The 21372-nt window shown below is 67.9% G+C and carries 20 protein-coding genes; 12 read left to right on the forward strand and 8 right to left on the reverse strand.

Annotation, left to right across the window (positions count from 1 at the left end):
- Window positions 1-110: 110 nt before the first annotated feature.
- Both AVT10_RS08710 and glpX read right to left on the reverse strand, forming a co-directional pair.
- Complete coding sequence (locus AVT10_RS08710) at window positions 111-731, reverse strand: LolA family protein (RefSeq protein ID WP_066689900.1); 621 nt, start codon at window positions 729-731, stop codon at window positions 111-113.
- A 180-nt stretch (window positions 732-911) separates the two neighbouring features.
- The gene (gene glpX, locus AVT10_RS08715) at window positions 912-1871 is read right to left on the reverse strand and encodes a class II fructose-bisphosphatase (RefSeq protein WP_066689901.1); all 960 of its coding nucleotides are present in this window, start codon (window positions 1869-1871) and stop codon (window positions 912-914) included.
- Between the two features lie 112 nt (window positions 1872-1983).
- Here glpX and AVT10_RS08720 point away from each other — a divergent pair, with 112 nt between their 5' ends.
- Entirely contained in the window at window positions 1984-2343 is a 360-nt protein-coding gene (locus AVT10_RS08720; protein WP_066689902.1) for a hypothetical protein, read from the forward strand.
- A 54-nt stretch (window positions 2344-2397) separates the two neighbouring features.
- Entirely contained in the window at window positions 2398-2664 is a 267-nt protein-coding gene (locus AVT10_RS08725; protein WP_126014250.1) for a hypothetical protein, read from the forward strand.
- 31 nt (window positions 2665-2695) lie between these two features.
- Here AVT10_RS08725 and AVT10_RS08730 read toward each other — a convergent pair whose 3' ends face one another.
- A complete protein-coding gene (locus tag AVT10_RS08730) occupies window positions 2696-3211 on the reverse strand; it encodes a YciE/YciF ferroxidase family protein (RefSeq protein ID WP_066689904.1) in 516 nt (171 codons plus the stop codon).
- 71 nt (window positions 3212-3282) lie between these two features.
- Window positions 3283-4065: a histidinol-phosphatase gene (gene hisN / locus AVT10_RS08735; RefSeq protein ID WP_066689905.1), complete on the reverse strand. Its 783-nt coding sequence runs from the start codon at window positions 4063-4065 to the stop codon at window positions 3283-3285.
- A gap of 97 nt (window positions 4066-4162) precedes the next feature.
- On the opposite strand from hisN, the gene AVT10_RS08740 reads away from it, so the two are divergent.
- The 3 genes from AVT10_RS08740 to AVT10_RS08750 all read left to right on the forward strand — a co-directional run bounded on the left by AVT10_RS08740 (window position 4163) and on the right by AVT10_RS08750 (window position 6981).
- Window positions 4163-5155 carry a phospholipase A gene (locus tag AVT10_RS08740; RefSeq protein WP_066689906.1) on the forward strand — a complete coding sequence of 331 codons (993 nt, stop codon included), beginning with the start codon at window positions 4163-4165 and terminating at the stop codon, window positions 5153-5155.
- Between the two features lie 67 nt (window positions 5156-5222).
- Entirely contained in the window at window positions 5223-5774 is a 552-nt protein-coding gene (locus AVT10_RS08745) for a peroxiredoxin (protein WP_066689907.1), read from the forward strand.
- Between the two features lie 124 nt (window positions 5775-5898).
- Window positions 5899-6981 (forward strand): GGDEF domain-containing protein, encoded by a 1083-nt coding sequence (locus AVT10_RS08750; RefSeq protein WP_066689908.1) that lies wholly within the window; start codon window positions 5899-5901, stop codon window positions 6979-6981.
- Between the two features lie 262 nt (window positions 6982-7243).
- On the opposite strand, the gene AVT10_RS08755 is transcribed toward AVT10_RS08750, so the two are convergent.
- On the reverse strand, window positions 7244-8872 hold the full coding sequence (locus tag AVT10_RS08755; RefSeq protein WP_066689909.1) for an NAD(P)/FAD-dependent oxidoreductase: 1629 nt from the start codon (window positions 8870-8872) through the stop codon (window positions 7244-7246).
- A 78-nt stretch (window positions 8873-8950) separates the two neighbouring features.
- Here AVT10_RS08755 and AVT10_RS08760 point away from each other — a divergent pair, with 78 nt between their 5' ends.
- Window positions 8951-11359: a DUF3772 domain-containing protein gene (locus tag AVT10_RS08760; protein ID WP_066689910.1), complete on the forward strand. Its 2409-nt coding sequence runs from the start codon at window positions 8951-8953 to the stop codon at window positions 11357-11359.
- Window positions 11356-12108, forward strand: coding sequence for a dienelactone hydrolase family protein (locus AVT10_RS08765; RefSeq protein ID WP_066689911.1), 753 nt, complete (start codon window positions 11356-11358; stop codon window positions 12106-12108). Before AVT10_RS08760 ends, AVT10_RS08765 begins: the two co-directional genes overlap by 4 nt.
- Before the next feature lie 149 nt (window positions 12109-12257).
- Here AVT10_RS08765 and AVT10_RS08770 read toward each other — a convergent pair whose 3' ends face one another.
- The gene (locus tag AVT10_RS08770) at window positions 12258-12680 is read right to left on the reverse strand and encodes a CoA-binding protein (RefSeq protein WP_066689912.1); all 423 of its coding nucleotides are present in this window, start codon (window positions 12678-12680) and stop codon (window positions 12258-12260) included.
- A gap of 1 nt (window position 12681) precedes the next feature.
- A complete protein-coding gene (locus AVT10_RS08775) occupies window positions 12682-13653 on the reverse strand; it encodes an Mrp/NBP35 family ATP-binding protein (RefSeq protein ID WP_084401516.1) in 972 nt (323 codons plus the stop codon).
- Window positions 13654-13722: 69 nt separating this feature from the next.
- On the opposite strand from AVT10_RS08775, the gene hflK reads away from it, so the two are divergent.
- From hflK to AVT10_RS08800, 5 genes are all read left to right on the forward strand, one after another.
- On the forward strand, window positions 13723-14859 hold the full coding sequence (gene hflK / locus AVT10_RS08780; protein WP_066689913.1) for a protease modulator HflK: 1137 nt from the start codon (window positions 13723-13725) through the stop codon (window positions 14857-14859).
- Window positions 14856-15725, forward strand: a complete 870-nt coding sequence (hflC, locus tag AVT10_RS08785; RefSeq protein ID WP_066689914.1) for a protease modulator HflC — start codon at window positions 14856-14858, stop codon at window positions 15723-15725. The genes hflK and hflC overlap by 4 nt, the downstream gene beginning before the upstream one ends.
- A gap of 93 nt (window positions 15726-15818) precedes the next feature.
- The gene (locus AVT10_RS08790; protein ID WP_066689915.1) at window positions 15819-17345 is read left to right on the forward strand and encodes a Do family serine endopeptidase; all 1527 of its coding nucleotides are present in this window, start codon (window positions 15819-15821) and stop codon (window positions 17343-17345) included.
- 112 nt (window positions 17346-17457) lie between these two features.
- Window positions 17458-19125: a helicase HerA-like domain-containing protein gene (locus AVT10_RS08795; protein WP_066689916.1), complete on the forward strand. Its 1668-nt coding sequence runs from the start codon at window positions 17458-17460 to the stop codon at window positions 19123-19125.
- Window positions 19126-19129: 4 nt separating this feature from the next.
- Window positions 19130-20059 (forward strand): AraC family transcriptional regulator, encoded by a 930-nt coding sequence (locus AVT10_RS08800; RefSeq protein WP_066689917.1) that lies wholly within the window; start codon window positions 19130-19132, stop codon window positions 20057-20059.
- Between the two features lie 18 nt (window positions 20060-20077).
- Here AVT10_RS08800 and AVT10_RS08805 read toward each other — a convergent pair whose 3' ends face one another.
- Window positions 20078-21358: a glycoside hydrolase family 130 protein gene (locus AVT10_RS08805; protein WP_066689918.1), complete on the reverse strand. Its 1281-nt coding sequence runs from the start codon at window positions 21356-21358 to the stop codon at window positions 20078-20080.
- Window positions 21359-21372: the final 14 nt, after the last annotated feature.

Genomic DNA, 21372 nt, shown 5'->3' on the forward strand with positions numbered 1-21372 from the left:
CCCCACTCCCCCACTCCCCCACTCCCCCACTCCGTCACCCGTCAGGATACTGCGCGGGTGGCGGGGCGGGGGAGCGGGCCGGTACCGCCTCCACGTCAGTGGATCAGGCGTTAGCGGCGCACGCGGCGCGGTTCGTTGAAGCGGAAGGCATTGTCCGCGACCGGCAAGTTGAACTGCTGATTCGTCAGCCGCACCGTGGTCCGATTCGCCTGCGCGTCGAGCGCGACCCAGCCCTGCAGCATCAGCCCGGCGGGCGCGGATGGCTGTCGCGCGAAGATCATCGTGATCCGGCCATATTCGGGGCGTTTCGGATCATAGGCCTCGACGCTGACGATTCGCGGATCGTTCGACGGCACGACCTTCGCGAATTTCGACGCATCGCGTTCGGGGTTCAGCAGGATGCCGAGCGGCGAGTTGCCGATCGGCCAGCGCTGCTTCTGCCCGACCTGATAATCGAGGAAGTAGAGCGACTTGCCATCCGACACGAGCAGGATCGGCACGCCCTTCTCATATTGGAAGCGGATCTTGCCCGGCTTCTTCAGCGTCAGCTTGCCGGTCAGCACCCGGCCGTTGCGGTCGGTCTGCGAAAAATCCGCGGTCATCGTCTGCGTCGCCGCCAGATGCCGCTGGACCGAGGCAAGGTCGTTCTGCGGTGCCTGCGCATGCAGGGCAACGGGGGCGGCAAGGGCGAACGCGAGCGCGAGCGGGCGAATGGGGCGTCTCCAGATCATGGGGCAGGGGTAGGATCGGCGCATTGAACGCGGCGTGAACCCATGGGTTGCGCGGTCGTGGCCATACTGAATCGCGTACCCCCGCGCAGGCGGGGGTCCAGAGCCAACAACGCAGCGCGGCGCGTGGAACCCTGGACCCCCGCCTGCGCGGGGGTACGGTGGTTGCTTTGCAGCCGCCCCTTACAGCCGGTGTTCGCCCTTCACCCAGCGCACCGTGCCCGAGCTGGCGCGCATCACGACGCTCTCGGTCGTCATCTTGCCCGGCATCCGCTTGACGCCGGCGAGCAGCGACCCGTCGGTCACGCCGGTCGCGGCAAAAATGCAGTCGCCGCGCGCCAGTTCGGTCAGGTCGTACTGCTTGTCGAGGTCGGTCACGCCCCACTTCGCCGCGCGGGCGCGTTCGTCGTCGTTGCGGAACACCAGCCGCCCCTTGAACTGCCCGCCGGTGCAGCGCAGCGCGGCGGCGGCCAGCACGCCCTCCGGCGCGCCGCCCTGGCCCATATAGAGGTCGATGGTGGTGTCGGGGTCGCTGGTCGCGATCACGCCGGCCACGTCGCCGTCGCCGATCAGCATCACGCCGCAGCCGACCGCGCGCAGTTCGGCGATCATCGCTTCGTGGCGCGGACGGTTGAGGACGCAGACGATGATGTCGTGCGGATCGACGCCCTTGGCCTTCGCCACCGCCTTCACATTTTCGGTCGGCGACTTGTCGAGGTCGATGATCCCGGCGGGATAGCCCGGACCGCAGGCGATCTTGTCCATATAGACGTCGGGGGCGTTGAGCAGGCCGCCCTTTTCGGCGATCGCCAGCACGGCCAGGCTGTTCGGGCCGGCGGTGGCGCAGATCGTGGTGCCCTCCAGCGGATCGAGTGCGATGTCGATCTCCGGGCCTTTGCCCAGGCCCACCTTCTCGCCGATGAACAGCATCGGTGCCTCGTCGCGCTCGCCCTCGCCGATGACGACGGTGCCGTCCATGTAAAGTTCGTTCAGCGCGGCGCGCATCGCTTCGACCGCGGCGGCGTCGGCCGCCTTTTCGTCGCCCCGCCCGACCAGCGTCGACGCGGCGATCGCCGCCGCTTCGGTGACGCGCACCATTTCGAGGACGAGCACGCGATCGAGGGTGTTGCTGACAGGCTGCATTGGACGAAGCTCCCGGCCGTTAAACGGATTAAACGCGGCGATAGGCGACCTGCCCTTGTCGGGCAAGGGATGTTGTGGATAACCTTGTGTATCGGCGACGAAAGGCACGGGCATGACGGCGTGGGCGATGCTTCTGGCGATGGCGCAGGATGGCGGAGCCGCCGCCGCGATGATGGCGCGGGCGCGCAGCATGACCCAGGTCGTCCAGCCCTGTCGCATCGACGCCGATCCGGACGAGATCGTGGTGTGCGCCGCGCGGACCGCCGACCGGTTCCGCGTTCCGCTGGTCACCCCTCCGGCAGAAGGCGATCCCAAGGCGGTCGACGCGCTGGGCGAGCGGGAGCGCCTGCTCGCCGTGCCGCAACCGGCCTGCGGAACCGCGGCGTTCCTGCAAGGGTGTGGCTTTGTCGGGGTGACCGCCTCGACCCGCAGGGGCGGCAGCATCGGCCGTGCGCGACCGCTGGCGCGGTAGCAACCAAAGTTTCGCCAAGACGTTCGGAACGAACGATCTTTGATGGGGGCGTCGATGTTGCTATCCGTGCTGCTTATGATGGCGCAGGCGGCGCCAACACCGACCAAGCTCGGCGTCGCCGATCCGGTCAACTGCATCGTGACGCCCCGGGCACTGGGCTGTCCGGATCGCAAGAACGACCGCTATCGCCTCGACGACGACACGCCCGAATTCGACCACAAGGCCGACGGCCTGCGGCAGGGAACGCCGCGTTGCGGACTGATGGGGATGCCGGTGTGCCCCAGCAACGGGCGTCCGATCCTGACCAGTCGCCCGCAGTAACCGGGGCGGCCTCGCGACCGCCCCGCCCACCTCATGCCTCGGCCAGTTCGGCCTGCGCATTGACCTTGTGCTCGGCCATGGTCGTCAGCTTCTCGTCGGTGGCACGTTCCTCGGCCAGCGTTTCGGCGAGCAGCGCGGCGATATCCTCGCGGCCCAGCTGCCGAGCCCAGGCGATCAGCGTGCCGTAGCGGGTGATCTCATAATGCTCGACCGCCTGTGCCGAGGCGATCAGCGCGGCGTCCAGCACCTTCTTGTCGCCGATTTCACCGGCAACCTCGTTCGCTTCCTTGATGATGCCGTCGATGGCGGGGCAGCTGACCGCCTTCTTGGTCGCGCCGTGCAGCTGGAATATCTGCTCCAGCCGGCGGATCTGCCCTTCGGTTTCGGCCAGATGGCGTTCGAACCCGGCCTTCAATTCGGGGTCGGTCGCCTTGGCCGCCATCTTGGGCAATGCCTTCAGAATCTGGTTCTCGGCATAATAGACATCCTGCAGCTGATGGACGAACAGATCGTCGAGCGTCGCAATATCCTTGGAAAACAATCCCATGACGTGATCCTTCGCAAAGGGGGGCGTGCCGTCCCAACGATGCGGCGCGCGCCCGGTTGCGAAGAAAATCGTCAGTGGCCGCGACAGCCGAGCAGGTCGACGACATCCTCCAGCCGCGCGGCGTCGCCCAGTGCAATGACCTCACCGATGCTGCCGGCATGGAGCGGATCGCCCGACCAGTCGCTCATCGTGCCGCCCGCGCCCTCGACGACCGGCACCAGCGCGGCGAAGTCGTGCAGCTTCAGCCCCGCCTCCACCACCAGGTCGATATGGCCGGACGCCAGCGTGCCATAGGAATAGCAATCGCCGCCGAGCACGGTCGATCGGACCTTGGCCTCGACATGTTCGAACCCGTGGAGCTGCCCGTCGTCGAACAGCGCCGGGCTGGTGGTCGCCAGCAGCGCATCCGCAAGATCGCGACAGCGACGGGTTCGGGCCGGTTGCCCGTTGAAGGTCGTGCCGCGCCCGACCGCGCCGACCCAGCGTTCGCCGATGATCGGCTGATCGATCACGCCCAGTACCGGCCAGCCGTCCTCGACCAGCGCGATCAGCGTGCCGAAGATTGGCCGCCCGGCGATGAACGATCGCGTGCCGTCGATCGGGTCGAGCACCCATACGCGCCCGCTGGTCCCCTCCGACACGCCATATTCCTCGCCCTGGATGCCGTCCGAGGGGCGTTCGCGCTCGATGATCGCACGCATCGCCGCCTCCGCTTCGCGATCGGCCAGCGTCACCGGCGAGGCATCGTCCTTGATCTCCAGCCCGTAATTGCTGCGGAATCGCGGGCGGATCGCGGCGCCGGCGGCGTCGGCCAGCTGGGCGGCAAGGGTCAGGTCGGCGGCGGTGACGGGCATGGCGGGCCTTTGCGTTGGGAACCCCCAGATAGGCGGTGACGCCGACAAAGCGCAAACGATGCTCGCGGTTGTCGCAAATGCCTGTCACATCACGTGCATGATCGCTCTCACCCTGCTCGCCGCCGCCGCCCAGCCGCAACTGCGCATCGTCGCCGAACCGCCCGCCTCGGTCGCGGCGGCGGAAGGCGGCGTGACGGTGTTCGTCCTGAACGAAGGGGCGAGCGAGGCAGACGCCACGCCGGCGCCGATGGAGGTCGTCACCGCCGATCAGGTGCCGCTCAGGATCGTGCCGGTCGACACCGCCCCCGCCCGGGTCGCGCCGGGCGGCTTCCGCGCGATCCGCTACCGCATTGCCCCGGTGGCGGTCGCGGCGACTTCGGCACCGGCCTCGCCAAAGGGCGAAACGGTGGTCGCGACCGCGAGCGGTCAGGCGTCGGGCCTGCTCGCCCGGTTCGAACCGCACCAACCGATCTATGGTGCGTTCGGGCTGGGGTCGGACGGCGCCAAGCTGCAACTGAGCCTCGCCTTCCGCCCGTTCGACGGTGCCGGCGCGCTGGACGGGGTGCGGCTGGCGTGGACGCAGACGATGTTCTGGGCCATCGACCGGTCGTCGGGGCCGTTCCGATCGACCAACTACAGCCCCGAAGTCTATTATCAGCGGCAGATCGACGACCGGATCGTCGCCGCGGCGGGCTATGCGCATGATTCGAACGGGCGCGATGCCGGGTCGATCGACGTGAACCGGATCTTCGCTTCGGCCAGCTATGTCCTGCCGCTGGGCGACGACTGGCGGGTCGAGGCGACGCCCAGGGCATGGACCTATGTCGGCACCGGCTATCGCGATCTCGACCGTTATTGGGGCAACTGGTCGCTGGGTGGCGCGATCGGACAGGTCGACGGGCTGCGCATCGCCGCCACGCTGCGCAATCCGCTGGGCAGCCGCCGCGCGGGCGAGCTGTTCCTGTCCTTTCCCGTCGGGCGCACCGGTCTGTACGTTTTCGGACAGGCCTTTGCCGGTTATGGCGAGGCGATCGACGATTACGCCCTGCGCTCGTCCAGCGCGCGGCTGGGAGTCGCCTTCACCCGCTGAGGCCAGCCGCTGGCGCGCCGCGGCCAAGCTGCTAGAATGAGGCAACTTCGCGCAAGGAACCTACTCGATGCGTCTCGCCCTGTTCGCCGCTGCCCTGACCCTGCCGTTCGCTGCCCCGCTGTCCGCCGCGCTGGCGCCCGGTGCTCGCGCGCCCGACTTCACGACCAAGGCCGCGATCGCCGGCAAGGCGTTCACGCTCAACCTGCGCTCGCAGCTGCGTAAAGGTCCGGTGGTGCTCTATTTCTTCCCGGCGGCGTTCACCGGCGGCTGCAATGCGGAGGCAAAGGCGTTCGCCGACGCGGTCGACGATTTCAAGGCGGCCGGCGCGACCGTCATCGGCATGTCGGCCGACGATATCGGCAAGCTGCAGGAATTTTCGAAGGCCCATTGCGCCGGCCGGTTCGCTGTCGCGAGCGCGGGGCCGCGCGTGATCCAGGGATTCGACGTGGCCCTCAACCGCCCGGCGGGTGCCGATGGCAAGCCGCGCACCATGACCACGCGCACCAGCTATGTCATTGACCGCGATGGCAAGATCGCCTTCGTCCATTCCGACATGAACCCGGCCGATCATGTCCGCTCGACTTTGGAGGCGGTGCGCGCGTTGGGCAGGCGCGGCTGAGCCGCCCGCCGCAATCGTGGATTTAGGGTAAATTTCCGCGAAACCCGATTTTAGCAAAGGCGCGCTACGCCCATTCCGTACAATCCGGCACATCGGGTGCGGGGTGGGGGCAGAGGGGCCGGGCGTGTATCTGGAAAAAATCGGCGACGGTGGGGCATCGGCCGGACACGGTCTGATCCATGCCGTCCTCGCTTTTCTGGAGGACCAGCGGCTCGATCCCACGCCGCTCAACTACAGCTTCGCCTACCGCGTCGTCAGCGAACCGGCGGGCGCGCTGGCGCTGGAGGTTGCGCGGCGGACCGATGGCGGCATCCGCCTGACCGGCGGCGAGGTCGAACAGTTGGGCAATGCGATCGACGGGGCGGCGGATGTCGCCGCCGGGCGACCCAATGCTCCGCCCGTGACGCCGACCGCTCCCGCGACCCCCGAACCGGACATCGCCGCCGCCGAAGCTTTGGTCACCGAAACGCTGCGCCAGGTCGCGGGCTTTGCGACGATGGTGTCGGAAATCCGCAGCGAAACGCAGGATTTCGGCCGCGACCTGGCCGCCAGCGCCGATGCGTTGCAACGCTCGACCCCCATCGCCAGCACCGATGCCGCCGTTGCCGAACTGGCACGGATCACCGCCGCGATGCGCGCGCGGGTCGAGATTGCCGAGGCGCGGCTGGAACAGGCGACGCGCGAGGCGAGCGACCTGCGCGAACAACTGGCCGCCGCGCATGACGATGCGCGCCGCGACCCGCTGACCGACCTGCCCAATCGCCGCGCCTTCGAGGAAGCGGTCGAGGCTGCCCAGCATGGGCCGGTCCATATCGCGATGTGCGATGTCGATCATTTCAAGGCGATCAACGACCAGCACGGCCATCCGGTCGGCGACCGCGTGTTGCGCGCCATCGGGACGACGCTGGCGCGCGAATGCCCCGGCCATCTGGTCGCGCGCTATGGCGGGGAGGAATTTGCCGTGCTGATCACCGGCATCGGCACCGGCGCGGCCCGGGCGCTCCTGGAAAAGGCGCGGATCGCGGTCGGCAAGCGCCGCTATCGCCTGCGCGAGAGCGATACGCTGGTCAACGGCATCACCCTGTCGGCCGGATTGGTCACGATGACGCCGGGCGAAAGGCTGTTGTCGGCGATCGAGCGGGTCGATGCCCTCTTGTACGAGGCGAAGCGCCATGGCCGCAACCAATCGGTTGGCGAAAATGGCTGATAAATGGGGTAATGCGCCGGCAAGAATTGCCAACACCGTGCACTTTGTAAAAACTATTGTTACAAATCAATAACATATTAATTGGCACGCCCCCTGCAATGCAATGTGCATAGCCGGCGAGATGGCTCGCACGGCACCAGGGAGTAGCCACCATGATCCGTACCGAAACCCTTCGCCAGCACGTCGCCGCCCTGTTCGGTGCGCTGCTCGTCTCCACGCTGTTGCTGTCGGTCGCCGCGCCGGTCGTGCCGATCGCCTGACCTCAGCCTTTGGCGATCATGGCGCGGGCGACCGCTTCGGCGACCTTGATCCCGTCCACCGCCGCCGACAGGATGCCGCCGGCATAGCCGGCGCCTTCGCCCGCCGGAAACAGGTTGGCGGTGTTGATGCTCTGGAAATCCTCCCCCCGCGTGATCCGCACCGGGGACGAGGTGCGGGTTTCGACCCCGGTCATAACCGCATCGGGATGGTCGTAGCCCGGAATCGTCCGCCCGAACGCGACCAGTGCCTCGCGCATCGCGGTGATCGCGAATTCGGGCAGGCATTCGGACAGGTCGGTCAGTGTCACCCCAGGCCGGTAGGAGGGCAGCACGCTGCGCAGCGCGGTCGATGGCCGCCCGGCCAAAAAATCACCGATCAGCTGCGCCGGCGCACGATAATCGCCGCCGCCCGCGGCATAGGCGCGTTCCTCCAGCTGCCGCTGGAACGCGATTCCCGCCAGCGGGTGCCCCGGATAGTCGCGCGCCGGATCGATGCCGACGACGATGCCGGAATTGGCGTTGCGTTCGTTGCGCGAATATTGGCTCATGCCGTTGGTCGCGACCCGGCCCGGTTCGGACGTCGCCGCCACCACCGTGCCGCCCGGACACATGCAGAAGCTGTAGACGGTGCGCTGGTTGGCGCAATGGTGCGACAGCGTATAGGCCGCCGCGCCCAGGTCGGGATGGCCGGCGCACGCCCCGAAGCGGGCCTGGTCGATCCAGCTTTGCGGATGCTCGATACGTACGCCGATCGAAAACGGCTTGGGTTCGAGGAAGACCCCGCGATCGTGCAGCATGTGGAACGTGTCGCGCGCGCTGTGCCCCAGCGCCAGCACCACCGGACCGTCCGCCGCCAGCGTCTCGCCGGTCGACAGCTTCAGCCCCGTCAGCCGTCGGGTGCCGTCCGGGCGTTCCTCCAGTTCGATATCGTCGACCCGGTGCGAGAAGCGATATTCCCCGCCCAGTTCCTCGACGGTCGCGCGCATCGATTCGACCATGGTGACGAGGCGGAAGGTGCCGATATGCGGATGCGCCTCGGTCAGGATTTCCTCCGGCGCGCCGGCCTTCACGAATTCGGTCAGCACCTTGCGGCCCAGATGGCGCGGGTCCTTGATCTGGCTCCACAATTTGCCGTCGGAAAAGGTGCCGGCGCCGCCCTCGCCGAACTGCACGTTCGATTCGGGGTTCAGCTCGCTCCGCCGCCACAGGCCCCAGGTATCCTGCGTCCGCTGGCGCACAACCTTGCCGCGTTCGAGGATGATCGGGCGGAACCCCATCTGCGCCAGGATCAGCCCGGCGAACAATCCGCACGGCCCCGCGCCGACGACGATCGGGCGCGGCCCGGCATAATCGGCGGGCATCTTGGTCACGAAACGATAGCCGGTATCGGGCGTCGTGGCGACATTGCGGTCGCGCTTGGTGCGGTTGAGCACCTGGCCTTCGTTCCTGACCGTCACGTCGACCGAATAGACGAGCTGGATATCATCCTTGTCGCGCGCATCATGCGCCCGGCGCGCAATGGTGTAGCGAACGAGGTCGCGCGGCGTAATGCGCAACCGCTCCCGGATCGCGGCGGCCAGTGCCTCTTCGGGATGGTTGAGCGGTAGTTTCAATTCGGTGATGCGCAGCATCGGGCCATTTAGCGTGGGCCGCCGCACATCGCCATGGCCGCGATTGTCCGCGGCCGTCGATCGCGATAGCGAGGGGGCATGATCGGAACGTTGCTCCGCTGCCTCCTGTCGCTGCTGCTGGCGGCGGCGAGTGTGCCCGCGCTGGCCCAGACCGTGGCCGCCCCCGACTATGGCAGCATGCTCGACCGTGCGGCCGACGAACTGGGCCGGGTCGACGGCGCGCTCGATACCCGGTTGGAACGCAGCGACCGCGACGAATTGCGCGCCCGGGCACAGGCGGTGCGGGCGAGCACGCTCGACACCGCGCAACAGCTGACCGGCGACATGGCACGGATCGAGGCGCGGCTGGCGCAGCTGGGTCCGGCATCGTCGGGCGAGGACCCTGCGATCCGCGACGAGCGTGCGGCACTCACCCGACAACGCACGACGATCGATTCGGCGACGAAGCGCGCGAAACTGCTGTCGGTGGAGGCGCAGCAGCTGATCGACGAGATTCAGGAAGGGCAGGCGGCGGAGCTGAACCAGAAGCTGTTCGGGCGCGGTGCATCGCCGCTGACGCCGGCATTCTGGAGCGCGATCCTGCGGTCGATGCCGCGCGACCTGCACCGGATCGAACGCTTCGTCGCGGCCGAGGTCGCGACGATCCGCGCCGCGCCCTGGGCACAGGCTTGGCCGGCGCTGCTGGGTTTCGCCATCGCGATCCTGTTGCTGGGCCCTGCGCGGCTGGCGGCGGCACGGGTCGGGCAGCGCCTGCTGATCGAGGGTGCACCGGGGCGGCGGGTGCGGCGGTCGGCCAATGCGCTCGGCCGTATCCTCGTCGGCACGCTCGCGCCGCTGCTGGCCGCCGCCGCGCTGCTGACCGGTGCGCGCTGGGCGGGGCTGGTCGCGTCGCGCTGGGACCCGATGCTCGATCAATGGCTGGTGGCGATCGGCTTTGCGGCCTTTTCCAGCGCGGTGCTGGGCGCGACGTTGATGCGGCGCAGCCCCAGCTGGCGGATCGCGCCGGTCAGCGATGCGGTGGCGACGCGGTTCCGGCCCTATTCCTTCGTGCTGGCGGGGTTGGCCGGCTGTGTGATCGCGCTCGATGCCGCGGACACCGCGATCGGCACCAGTCCGGCGATCCGCATAGCGACCCATTCGCTGCTGGCGCTGGCGCATATCCTGCTGATCGCCGGCAGCCTGTTCACGCTGGGCCGGATGCGGGCCGAGGCGAACGCGGCGGAGGAGGGCGCCGCCGACGCCCCGGCGCATACCGGGCTGGCGGCGATGCAGCTGTTCGCGTGGAGCATCGCCGGGGTGGCGTTGCTGGCGCTGGCGGCGGGCTATGTCGGGTTCAGCCTGTTCGTGGGGCAGATGGCGGCATGGACGCTGGTGCTGGGCGCGGCGGTCTATCTGGTGCTCGCCGCGACCGACGATGTCGCGACATCGGTGTTCGAACGGGGCAGCCGGCTGGGCGCCGCGCTGACCCGGGGCCTCGGCCTGCGCGGCGGGACGGTCGACCAGTTCGGGGTGCTGCTCTCGGGCGTGCTGCGGGTGTTGATCGCGGTCGTCGCCGTCGCCCTGTGGCTGTTGCCGTTCGGCGGCAGCGGCGTGTCCGACGCGCTGACCCGGCTGGGCGACCTTGCGCGCGGGGTGCAGATCGGCGGTGTCACCATCTCGCCCGGTGCGATCCTGCGCAGCATCGTCGTGCTGGCGATCGGGCTGGCGCTGGTGCGCGGCTTCATGCGCTGGCTGGAGGGGCGCTACCTGCCCGCCACCGACCTGGATGGCAGCGGGCGCAATTCGGTCAGCCTCGTCGCGCGCTATGTCGGTATCGCGCTGGCCGTGATCTGGGCGCTGGCGTCGCTGGGCATCGGGGTGGAGCGGATCGCGCTGCTGCTCTCCGCGCTGTCGGTCGGCATCGGGTTCGGGTTGCAGGCGATTACCCAGAATTTCGTCTCCGGGCTGATCCTGCTCGCAGAACGCCCGATCAAGATCGGCGACCTGATCCGGGTCGGCACCGACGAGGGCGATGTGAAGCGGATCAGCGTGCGATCGACCGAGATCACGCTCGCCGATCATTCGACGCTGATCGTGCCCAATTCCGAACTCATCACCAAATCGGTGCTGAACAAGACGCTGGCCAGCCCCTTGGGGCGCATCCAGATCCAGTTCTCGGTTCCGATCAACGCCGATGCGGCGGCGGTGCAGCAGCTGGTGCTGGATGCGTTTGCACGCGAAGAGGCGGTGCTGGACGACCCCGCGCCCAGTGCGTTCATCGACGCGATCGTCAACGATCGCATCGCGTTCAACTGTTTCGCGCATGTCGAATCGCCGCGCGCCGCCTACCGCGCGCGCAGCAACATCCTGCTCGAACTGCTCACCCGTTTCCGGGCGGAGGGGATCGAGATGGGCACGGTGCCGCAGCGCCTGGAACTGGTGACGATGCCCGGCGACCCGGTTCCCCCCTTGCCAGTCGATCCCGCCGGCGGCACGGCACGCGCATGATCCTGCTCAGCGACGAATTTGCCGACCTGCCCTGCGCGACAGGCGGCGTGATGCGTACCCATGTCTTTCGTCCGGTGGGCGAGGGGCGGTTTCCCGGCGTAGTGCTCTATTCCGAAATCTATCAGGTGACCGCACCGATCCGCCGGCTGGCGGCGTTCATCGCGGGGCACGGCTATGTCGTCGCGGTGCCGGAAGTGTATCACGAATATGAAGCGCCCGGCACGGTGCTGGCCTATGACCAGCCGGGCACCGATCGCGGCAACGACCTGAAATTCACCAAGCCGGTCGCAGGGTTCGACGCCGATGCGACGCTGGTGATCGACTGGTTGACGCAGCATCCCGCCTGCTCGGGACGGATCGGCGTCGCGGGCGTGTGCCTTGGCGGGCACCTGGCCTATCGCGCCGCGCTCGATTCGAGGGTGCTGGCGGCGGCCTGTTTCTACCCGACCGATATCCATTCGGGGACGCTGGGCGAAGGGCGCTCAGACGACAGCCTTTCGCGGATCGGTGAGATCGGCGCGGAGATGCTGTTCGTGTGGGGGCGGCAGGACCCGCATGTGCCCTATGCCGGAAGGCAGGCGATCCGCGACGCGCTGGAGGCGGCGGGGACGCGGTACGAATGGCATGAGGTGAATGCACAGCATGCCTTCCTGCGCGACGAGGGGCCGCGCTATGATCCGGCGCTGTTCGTGAGCACGACGGGGTGGATGCTGGCATTGTTCGCGCGGGTGCTGGGCGGGCGGGTTTGAGGTACAACCAAACCACTCCCGTTTGCTTCGAGCGCAGGTTCGAGCCTGTCGAGAACCGAAGTCGAGAAGGGCGTGGCCAAAGCGGCCGGGTTCTCGACGGACGCTTCTCGACAAGCTCGAAGCTGCTCGAACCGAACGGGTGGGTGCAGCTACCCGACCTTCCCGATCCCCAACCGCGGAATCTCGATCTTCGGGCAACGATCCATCACCACCTGCAACCCCGCAGCTTCCGCCCGCGCAGCGGCTTCCGCATTGACCACCCCCAGTTGCATCCACACCGCCTTCGCGCCCGCCGCGATCGCCGCGTCGACTGCCTCACCCGCGGCGGCCGAATTGCGGAAGATGTCGACGATGTCGATCGACTCGCCGATCTGGTCGAGGTCGCGGAACACGAACTCGCCGTGCAGATGCTCGCCGGTGATCTGCGGATTGACCGGGATCACGCGGTAGCCGCGCTGCTGGAGATAGGCCATCACGCCATAGGATGCCCGGTCGGGCCGGTCCGACGCACCGACCAGCGCGATGGTCCGCGCCTCGGTGAGCAGGGTGCGGATGCCATCGTCGTCGAGCATGTCAGTTCCTCTGCAGCCAGTCGCCGACCTTGGCGGCTATCGACAGGAACGGCTCTGCTTCCGCCCCGTTCCCGGCGGCCGGCGGCGTTCCGGCGTCCGACGCGGTGCGGATGTCGATCGTCAGCGGAATGCGCCCGAGGAACGGGATGCTAAGCGTCTCGGCCTTCGCCTCCGCCCCGCCGGTCCCGAACGGATCGGACAGCCCCCCGCAATGCGGACAGCAATAGCCGGCCATATTCTCCACCAGCCCGATGATCGGCACCCCGGCCTTGGTGAACAGGTCGATCGCGCGCGTCGCGTCGATCAGCGCCAGGTCCTGCGGCGTCGACACGATCACCGCGCCGGCCGGCTTGTGCTTCTGGATCATGGTCAGCTGCACGTCGCCGGTGCCCGGCGGCATGTCGACGACCAGCGTGTCGACCATCTCCCAATGGGCGTCGACCAACTGGGTCAGCGCGCCCGCCGCCATCGGTCCGCGCCACGCGATCGCCTGGCCCCCCGGGACCAGCTGCCCCATCGACAAGAGCGGCACGCCGACCCCGGTCGCGACCGGGACCAGCTTCTTGTCATGCGCCTCGGCCTTGATTCCTTCGACGCCCAGCAGGCGCGGCTGCGACGGGCCGTAGATGTCGGCATCGACCATTCCGACCTTCCGGCCGCTGCGCGCCAGCGCGATGGCGAGGTTGGCCGACAGCGTCGATTTGCCGACCCCGCCCTTGCCACTGGCGACGGCAATGATCCGCTGCTGCACCCGTTCGCTGGTCTGCGCCACGCGCACGCTGGCGATGCCGGGCGCGGTCGAGGCCGCCGCCTTCACATCGGCCTCCAGCGCGTCGCGCGCCGCCGGGGGCAGGCCGGTGACGTCGAGGATGATGCTCGCCGAATCGCCGGTCACGCGGACCGTGGCGCGTCCGGCCGCGATGGGGCCAAGCAGCGCGTCGAGCGCGGCGGCGGGGTTCGATGCGGAAGCCATGGCGGCGATGTAGCGTTCGAACGGCGCGTTACCACTGTAAAACGCAAGGCGGCCCCCTATAAAGGATGGATGCGATGGATCATGGGGCGGCGCGCACGCGCGCAAGTGCTGGGGATGAGCGACAAGGGCCCATGGGGCGGCGGAGGCGATTCCGGTAATGGATCGGGCGGCGGTGGCGGCGATGACGGCCCGCGCAATCCCTGGTCGATGCCGCCGGCGGGCAAGCGCGGCAAGATCGGCGGATCGACCTCGCTCGACGATTTCCTGAAGCGCGCGCGCAGCGGCGGTCCGGGCGGCGGCCCGTCCTTTCCGGCGAATGCCGGCCGGCTGTGGCTGGCGGCGGTTGCCGCGCTGATCCTGGTATGGATCGCCTTCACCAGCTTCCATTCGATCGGCCCGCAGGAACGCGGCGTCGTGACGATGTTCGGCAAATATACCGGCACGCTCAATCCCGGCATCCAGTTCACGCTGCCAGCACCGATCATGCGGGTGCAGGTGGAGGACGTGCAGAACACCCGCACCGAAAGTTTCCCGGCGGGCGGTAATCAGGCGAATCTGATGCTGACCGGCGACCAGAATATCGTCGACCTCGCCTATTCGGTGCGCTGGAACATCAAGAGCCCCGAGGACTATGTCTTCGAGATCAAGAACCCGCAGGAAACCGTTCGCGCGGTGGCCGAAAGCGCGATGCGCGCGGCGGTCGCGAGCAAGAACCTGACGCAGGCGATCGGTTCGGGCCGTGGCGAGATCGAGGCGGACGTCCAGACCCGGATGCAGACGCTGCTCGACGAATATCAGTCGGGCGTGCGCGTGCTGGGCGTCAGCATCCAGAAGGCGCAGGCCCCGGCCGAGGTCGACGACGCGTTCAAGGCGGTGACGGCGGCGCAGCAGGAGGCGCAGTCGAACCTCAACCGCTCGCGCGCCTATGCGCAGCAGGTGATCGCGCGGGCGCAAGGTGATGCGACCGAATTCGACAAGATCTACGAACAATATCGCATGGCCCCCGACGTGACGCGCCGGCGGCTCTATTACGAGACCATGGAGCAGGTGTTGAACCGCGCCGACAAGACGATCGTCCAGCCCGGCGTTCAGGCTTATCTGCCGCTGCCCGAGGTCCGTCGCCAGCAACAGGCGACCCCCGAGCCGGAGGCGCCGGCCCCGGCGCCGCAGGCCCAGTCCACGCAAGCGACGGGAGCGGCACGATGAACCGCGCGCTCCGCAATCCGATGACGGCGGGCATCGCGCTGCTGGTGCTGGTCATCCTGCTGTTCAGCACGATCGTGATCGTGCCGGAAACGCGCCAGGCGGTGATCCTGCGCTTCCAGCAGCCGGTCGGCATCCTCAATCCCTATCGCGCCGAACAGCCGTTCGGCCGCACCGGGGCCGGGCTGGTCGCCAAGATTCCGTTCTTCGACCGCGTGGTGTGGATCGACAAGCGGGTGCTGGACATCGAGCTGAACAACCAGCCGGTGCTGTCGACCGACCAGCTGCGGCTCGAGGTCGACGCCTTTGCCCGGTTCCGCATCGTCGATCCGTTGCAGGCGGTGATCTCGACCGGTTCGACCGCCAATACCGAGGAACGCGTCGCCAACCAGCTCGAACCGCTGCTGTCGTCGGCGCTGCGCGCCGAACTGGGCCGTCGTCCGTTCGCGGCGCTGCTCAGCCCGGAACGCGGCGCGGTGATGGACAATATCCAGAACGCGCTGCAGCGGACCGCTCGGCAATATGGTGCCGAAATCGTCGACGTGCGGATCAAGCATGCCGACCTGCCCGATGGCAGCCCGCTGCAATCGGCGCTGGCGCGGATGCGGTCGGCCCGCGAACAGGAAGCGGCGACGATCCAGGCACAGGGGCAGCGCGACGCGCAGGTCGTGCGCGCCAATGCCGAGGCGGAAGCGGCACGCATCTATGCCGCCAGCTTCGGCAAGGACGCCGATTTCTACGCCTTCTGGCGGGCGATGCAGTCCTATCGCGCGACCTTTGCCGGCGCGCCGGGGCAGAGCGGAACGACGTCGATCATCCTGTCGCCGGAGAACGGCTATCTCCGCGAATTCGGTGGCCGGGAACGCTAGGGCGCTCCCGGACATTCAAACCGCGTTCAGCAACGTAGTGGCAGGTTCGTTCCCGAAGGGGTTGCGAGCCATATTCGAGAGGACCATCCAACCGTGCGTTACGCCTACGCCATTACTTCCGCACTCTTGCTGGGCGGCGCTGCCGCCACCTTGACCCTCAACCCGTCGGACGCCCAGACCGCGCAGAACGAGCCGGGGGCGATCAACGCAGTCTCCGCCCCGCGCGCCGGCGCGCCGATGAGCTTTGCCGACATGGTGACGCGCCTGTCGCCGGCGGTCGTCAATATCTCGACCACGCAGCGCATCACCGTGCCGCAGCAGGCGAACCCCTTCTCGGGCACGCCGTTCGAGCAGTTCTTCGGCGGACGTGGCGGGGGGGCGACGCCCCGGACGCAGGAGGCGCAGTCGCTCGGCTCGGGGTTCCTGATCTCCAGCGACGGCTATATCGTCACCAACAACCATGTGGTGTCGGCGGGCGCACAGGGTGCCACGGTCGAATCGATCACCGTGACGCTGGCCGATCAGAAGGAATATAAGGCGCGACTGGTCGGCCGCGACGAGCTGTCGGACCTCGCGGTGCTGAAGATCGACGGCGCGACCTTCCCCTATGTGCGCTTCGGTGATTCGCGCCAGACGCGGGTCGGCGACTGGATTTTGACCATCGGCAATCCGCTGGGCCAGTCGGGCACGGTCACCGCCGGCATCGTGTCGGCACTGAACCGCGTCGGACAGGGGCCGTATGATCGCTTCATCCAGACCGACGCCGCGATCAACCGCGGCAATTCGGGCGGGCCGATGTTCGACATGCAGGGCAATGTCATCGGCATCAATTCGCAGATCCTGTCGCCGACCGGCGGCAATATCGGCATCGGCTTCGCGATCCCGGCCGAACAGGCCAAACCGATCGTCGACAAGCTGATGAAGGGACAGTCCGTTGCGCGCGGCTATCTGGGTCTGACGCAGCAGGAAATCAGCGCCGACATCGCCACCGCGCTGAACATCACCAAGGATCGCGGTGCGCTGGTGAACGGCGTCTCGCCGGGCGAACCGGCGGCGCGTGCCGGCATTCGTCCGGGCGACGTCATCCTCGCAGTCAACGGCAAGGAAATCACGCCGCAGCAGTCGCTGACCTATCTGGTCGGCAACGAGGCGCCGGGCAGCCGCGTCAACCTCGACGTGCTGCGGGACGGCCGTCGTCAGCAGATTGCGGTAACGCTCGGCACTCGCCCCTCGAACGATCAGCTGGCGGCGCAGACCGAACAGTTCGATCCCGACACCGCGCCGACGACGCCGCGCGCCAGCACCAATCTGGCGGCGACCGCCGGGCTGGTCGTACAGCCGCTGACCCCGGCGATCGCCCGGCAGTTGCGGCTCGATTCGACCATCCGCGGTGTCGTCGTCGCGGATGTCGATCCGAACAGCGATGCCGCGACCAAGGGTCTGCGCCGTGGCGTGGTGATCCAGAGCGTCAATCGTCAGCCGGTGACGTCCGAAGCTGAACTGGCCCGTGCGATTCAGCAGGCGCGCGCATCCGGTGCCAAGCAGGTGCTGATCTATGCCCAGCTGCCCGGATCGCTCTTCGCGCAGTTCGTGCCGGTCGGCATCGACGCCGCCAAGTAACGGTGGCGATGGGGGCGGTGGAGCGATCCACCGCCCCTTTTCTTTGTCCGCCAGCCATGATGGACCCTTGCCCGAAACGCGGTACATATCGGCGCAGTATGAAGGGCAGGCCATGACCGACACCGAACTCTTTATCGGCGCTACCGCCGACGGCATCCGCCAGTCGCTGGTCCTGAAACGCGCCAATCGCCACGGCCTGATCGCCGGCGCGACCGGTACCGGCAAGACGGTGACGTTGCAGGGGCTGGCCGAGAATTTCTCCGCCGCCGGGGTGCCGGTGTTCGTGGCGGACGTGAAGGGCGACCTGTCGGGCATCGCCATGGCGGGCAGCGCCACCGCCAAGCCCCACGCCGCCTTTGCCGAACGCGCCGCCGCGATCGGTGACAGCGACTGGCAGTATCGCGACACCCCGGTCGTGTTCTGGGACCTGTTCGGCGAGGCGGGCCATCCGATCCGCGCCACCGTGTCGGAAATGGGGCCGGTGCTGCTTGGGCGCATGCTCAACCTGAACGACGTGCAGGACGGGGTGCTGACCATCGCCTTCCATGTCGCCGACGCGGAAGGGCTGCTGCTGCTCGACCTCGACGATTTGCAAGCGATGCTGGCGCATGTCGCCGAACGGGCGGACGAACTGACCACCCGCTACGGCAATGTCAGCAAGCAATCGGTCGGTGCGATCCAGCGCGCGCTGCTGCAGCTGCGGGGGCAGGGCGGCGACCGCTTCTTCGGCGAACCGGCGCTCGACCTGGCGGACTTCATGCGCGTCGCCGACGATGGGCGCGGCATCGTATCGGTGCTCGCCGCCGACAAGCTGATGGCGTCGCCCCGGCTCTACGCCACCTTCCTGTTGTGGCTGTTGTCCGAATTGTTCGAAACGCTGCCCGAGGTGGGCGACCCCGACAAGCCGAAGCTGGTGTTCTTCTTCGACGAGGCACATCTGCTGTTCGACGATGCGCCCGACGCGCTGGTCGACAAGGTGGAACAGGTCGTCCGCCTGATCCGGTCGAAGGGCGTCGGCATCTATTTCGTGACGCAGAACCCGATCGACATTCCCGACGCGATCGCCGGACAGTTGGGCAACCGCGTGCAGCATGCGCTGCGCGCCTTCACGCCCAAGGAACAGCGCGCGATCCGCGCCGCCGCCGAAACCTTCCGCCCCAATCCCAGGCTGGACGTGGCACAGGCCATCACCGAACTGAAGACCGGCGAGGCGCTGGTGTCGGTATTGCAGGCCGATGGTTCGCCCAGCCCGGTCGAACGCACGTTGATCCGGCCGCCCCGCTCGCGCGTCGGGCCGGTCACGGCGGTCGAACGCGGCATCCTGATGCAGACCGACGCGGTCGGCGACCGCTACGACACCGCGATCGATCGTGAATCCGCCGCCGAGCTGCTGGGCGCCAAGGCCGACGAGGCTGCCGCCGCCGCCGCCGCGACCAAGGCGCAGGCCGCCGCCGACAAGGAAGCCGCGCTCAAGGCGAAGGAGGACGCCCGCCTCGCCAAGGAAGCAGAGCGCCAGCGCATCGCAGACCAACGCGCTACCGACCGTGCCGCGCGCGAGGACGAACGCGCCGCGCGTGCTGCCGAGCGCGAGGCGGCGAACAACCCATGGACCCGCGCCACGCAATCGGCGACCCGGTCGGCCGGGTCGGCGGTCGGGCGCATCGTCGTCAACGAGATCGGCAAGCAGGTGTTCGGTACGACGCGCGGCGGTCGCGCCAAGAGCGGCGGACTGGTCGGCGGGCTGCTGCGCGGCGTTCTGGGCGGGTTGTTCCGCGGGTAACGTCATGGATGTACAGGATATCACTGGCGGGACGGAGACGCCCGGCATCCCCCCATCGCTGTTCGACATGCGACCCGGCATGGCGATCCGCTATGACGCGCCCGATCCCCGGCTGGCGGATTATGTTACCGGCTATCACCTGTACGCCGCTAGCGGGCCGGGTGCGATGGGCCTCGAAAACTGGTTCCTGCCCGGTACGGCGAATGTCCGCGTCACGCTGAACGCCGGTCCGATCGCGGTATCGATCGGCCGGTTCCGCAGCGACCCGTTGCCGCAGGCCAGCCTGTTCGGGCCGACCAGCCATGCGATCCACACCGTCACGAATGGCGGGGCGATGATCGGTTTCGGCATCAGTGCGCTCGGCTGGTCGCGTTTCTTCGACGGGCCGGCGGATCGTTATGCCGACCGGATCGAGCCGCTATCGGCCGCCGCGCGACCGGGCTTTGCCGACCGGCTGGTGACGTTGCTGTCGGCGGTGCGCGACGAACATGGCGTGAAGCCGGCGCTCGACCGCTTCCTGCTCGCCGAACTCGGGCCACGGGTCGCCGACGAAGACCAGATTCGCAGCATCGCCCGCATGGTGACCGATGATCGTCCCAATGCGGTGGCGGACACGGCGGCGGAATGGGGCCTGTCGCCCGAACGGCTGCGGCGGTTGTGCAAGCGGCATTTCGGCTTCGTGCCGAAGACGCTGCTGATCCGCGCGCGCTTCCTCCGGTCGCTGGTGCCGCTGATCGAGGCGAAAGGCGACCTCGACTATTCGCGGATCGATCCGGGCTATGTCAGCGCGTCGCATTTCCTGCGCGATGCCCATGCGGTGCTCGGCACCACGCCGCGCCGTTTCCTGCACGCGCAGACCGAGTTTCTGGTCGCCAGCCTGCGCGCACGGGCGGCGGTGCTGGGCAGCGCGACGCAGGCGCTGCACCGGTTGTAGCCACCGCCCGATGGCGCCTCACATCGCGGCGAGCAGCGCCTCGATCGTCACGAATGCGAACGCCACCGAGCTATCGGCCACGCCATAGGGAATGAATATCCGGTCGCCATGGCGCAGTGCGCCGCACGAATAGACGACGTTGGGCACATAGCCCTCGCGGTCCTCGTTCGCCGCCGCGAGGATCGGTTCGCGGGTGCGACCGATGACCTTGGACGGATCGTCCTTGTCGAGCAGCACCGCGCCGATCGCATATTTGCGCATCGCGCCGACGCCGTGGGTCAGCAGCAGCCAGCCCTGATCGATCTCGATCGGCGGGCCGCAATTGCCGATCTGCACCAGCTCCCACGGGTAGACGGGCTTCAACAGCAGCTCCCCCTCGTCCCAATGGGTCAGCGTGTCGGACTTGATCAGGAACAGGTTTTCCCCGTCCTGCCGCCCGATCATCATATATTGGCCGTTCACCTTGCGCGGGAACAGGCCCATGCCCTTGTTGCGCGCCGCGCTGCCGGTCATCGGCACCAGGTCGAACGCGCGGAAGTCGCGGGTGCGCAGCAGCTCCGACTGGATCATCGACCCGTTATAAGCGGTATAGGTGCCGAGCCACTCGGCGGTGCCGTCGTCATGGCTGAAGTGGACGAGGCGCATGTCCTCCAGCCCCTTCGACTGCGCCTGGGTGATCGGGAAGATCACCGTGCCGGACAGCGTCGAGTCGCGGTGGCGATAGACGGTCACTTCGCCCTCGGGTGCTTCGTCCTCGTCGCCGACCGCATCGGCGGCGGTGGCGAAGGGCGGCTCGGGCGCCAGCACCAGTTCGTTCTCGTCGGTGATGATGCCTTCGCGGAACGCCACTGACGAGATATGGCCTTCGCCAACCGCGCGCAGCGACATCAGTATGCGGAGCGACCCTTCCGGCATGCCCGACTGGTCGAAATGCGGCACCGCGCTAGGATTCATCAGCGCGGCGGCGGCATAGCTATATTCATGGCAGAAATAGGCACCGATCAGCTGGCGCTTCTCATCGCTGATCGTGCTGCCGTCGAGGCCGAGCACCGCTTCGATCTCGTCATAGCGAGTCATGAACACCCGGCGCGTCTGCCAGTGACGTGCCTCGAAATCCTTGAGCACGGTTTCGAGTTGCGCGCGCGTTTCGGCAGGCGTCATCGCCAGCACTTCGCCGACCAGCCGCTCGGTCCGGCTGGGGGCCGAACCATTGCGCTGCCAAGCGATGTGAAACGGGCGCACCACCACGCGCGAGGGATCGGCGTACAGCCGGAGGGGGTGGTTGTAGAGTTCCAGCATTCGCGCGTCCAACT

Source organism: Sphingomonas hankookensis, assembly GCF_001619955.1.
Classification (GTDB): Bacteria; Pseudomonadota; Alphaproteobacteria; order Sphingomonadales; family Sphingomonadaceae; genus Sphingomonas; species Sphingomonas hankookensis_A.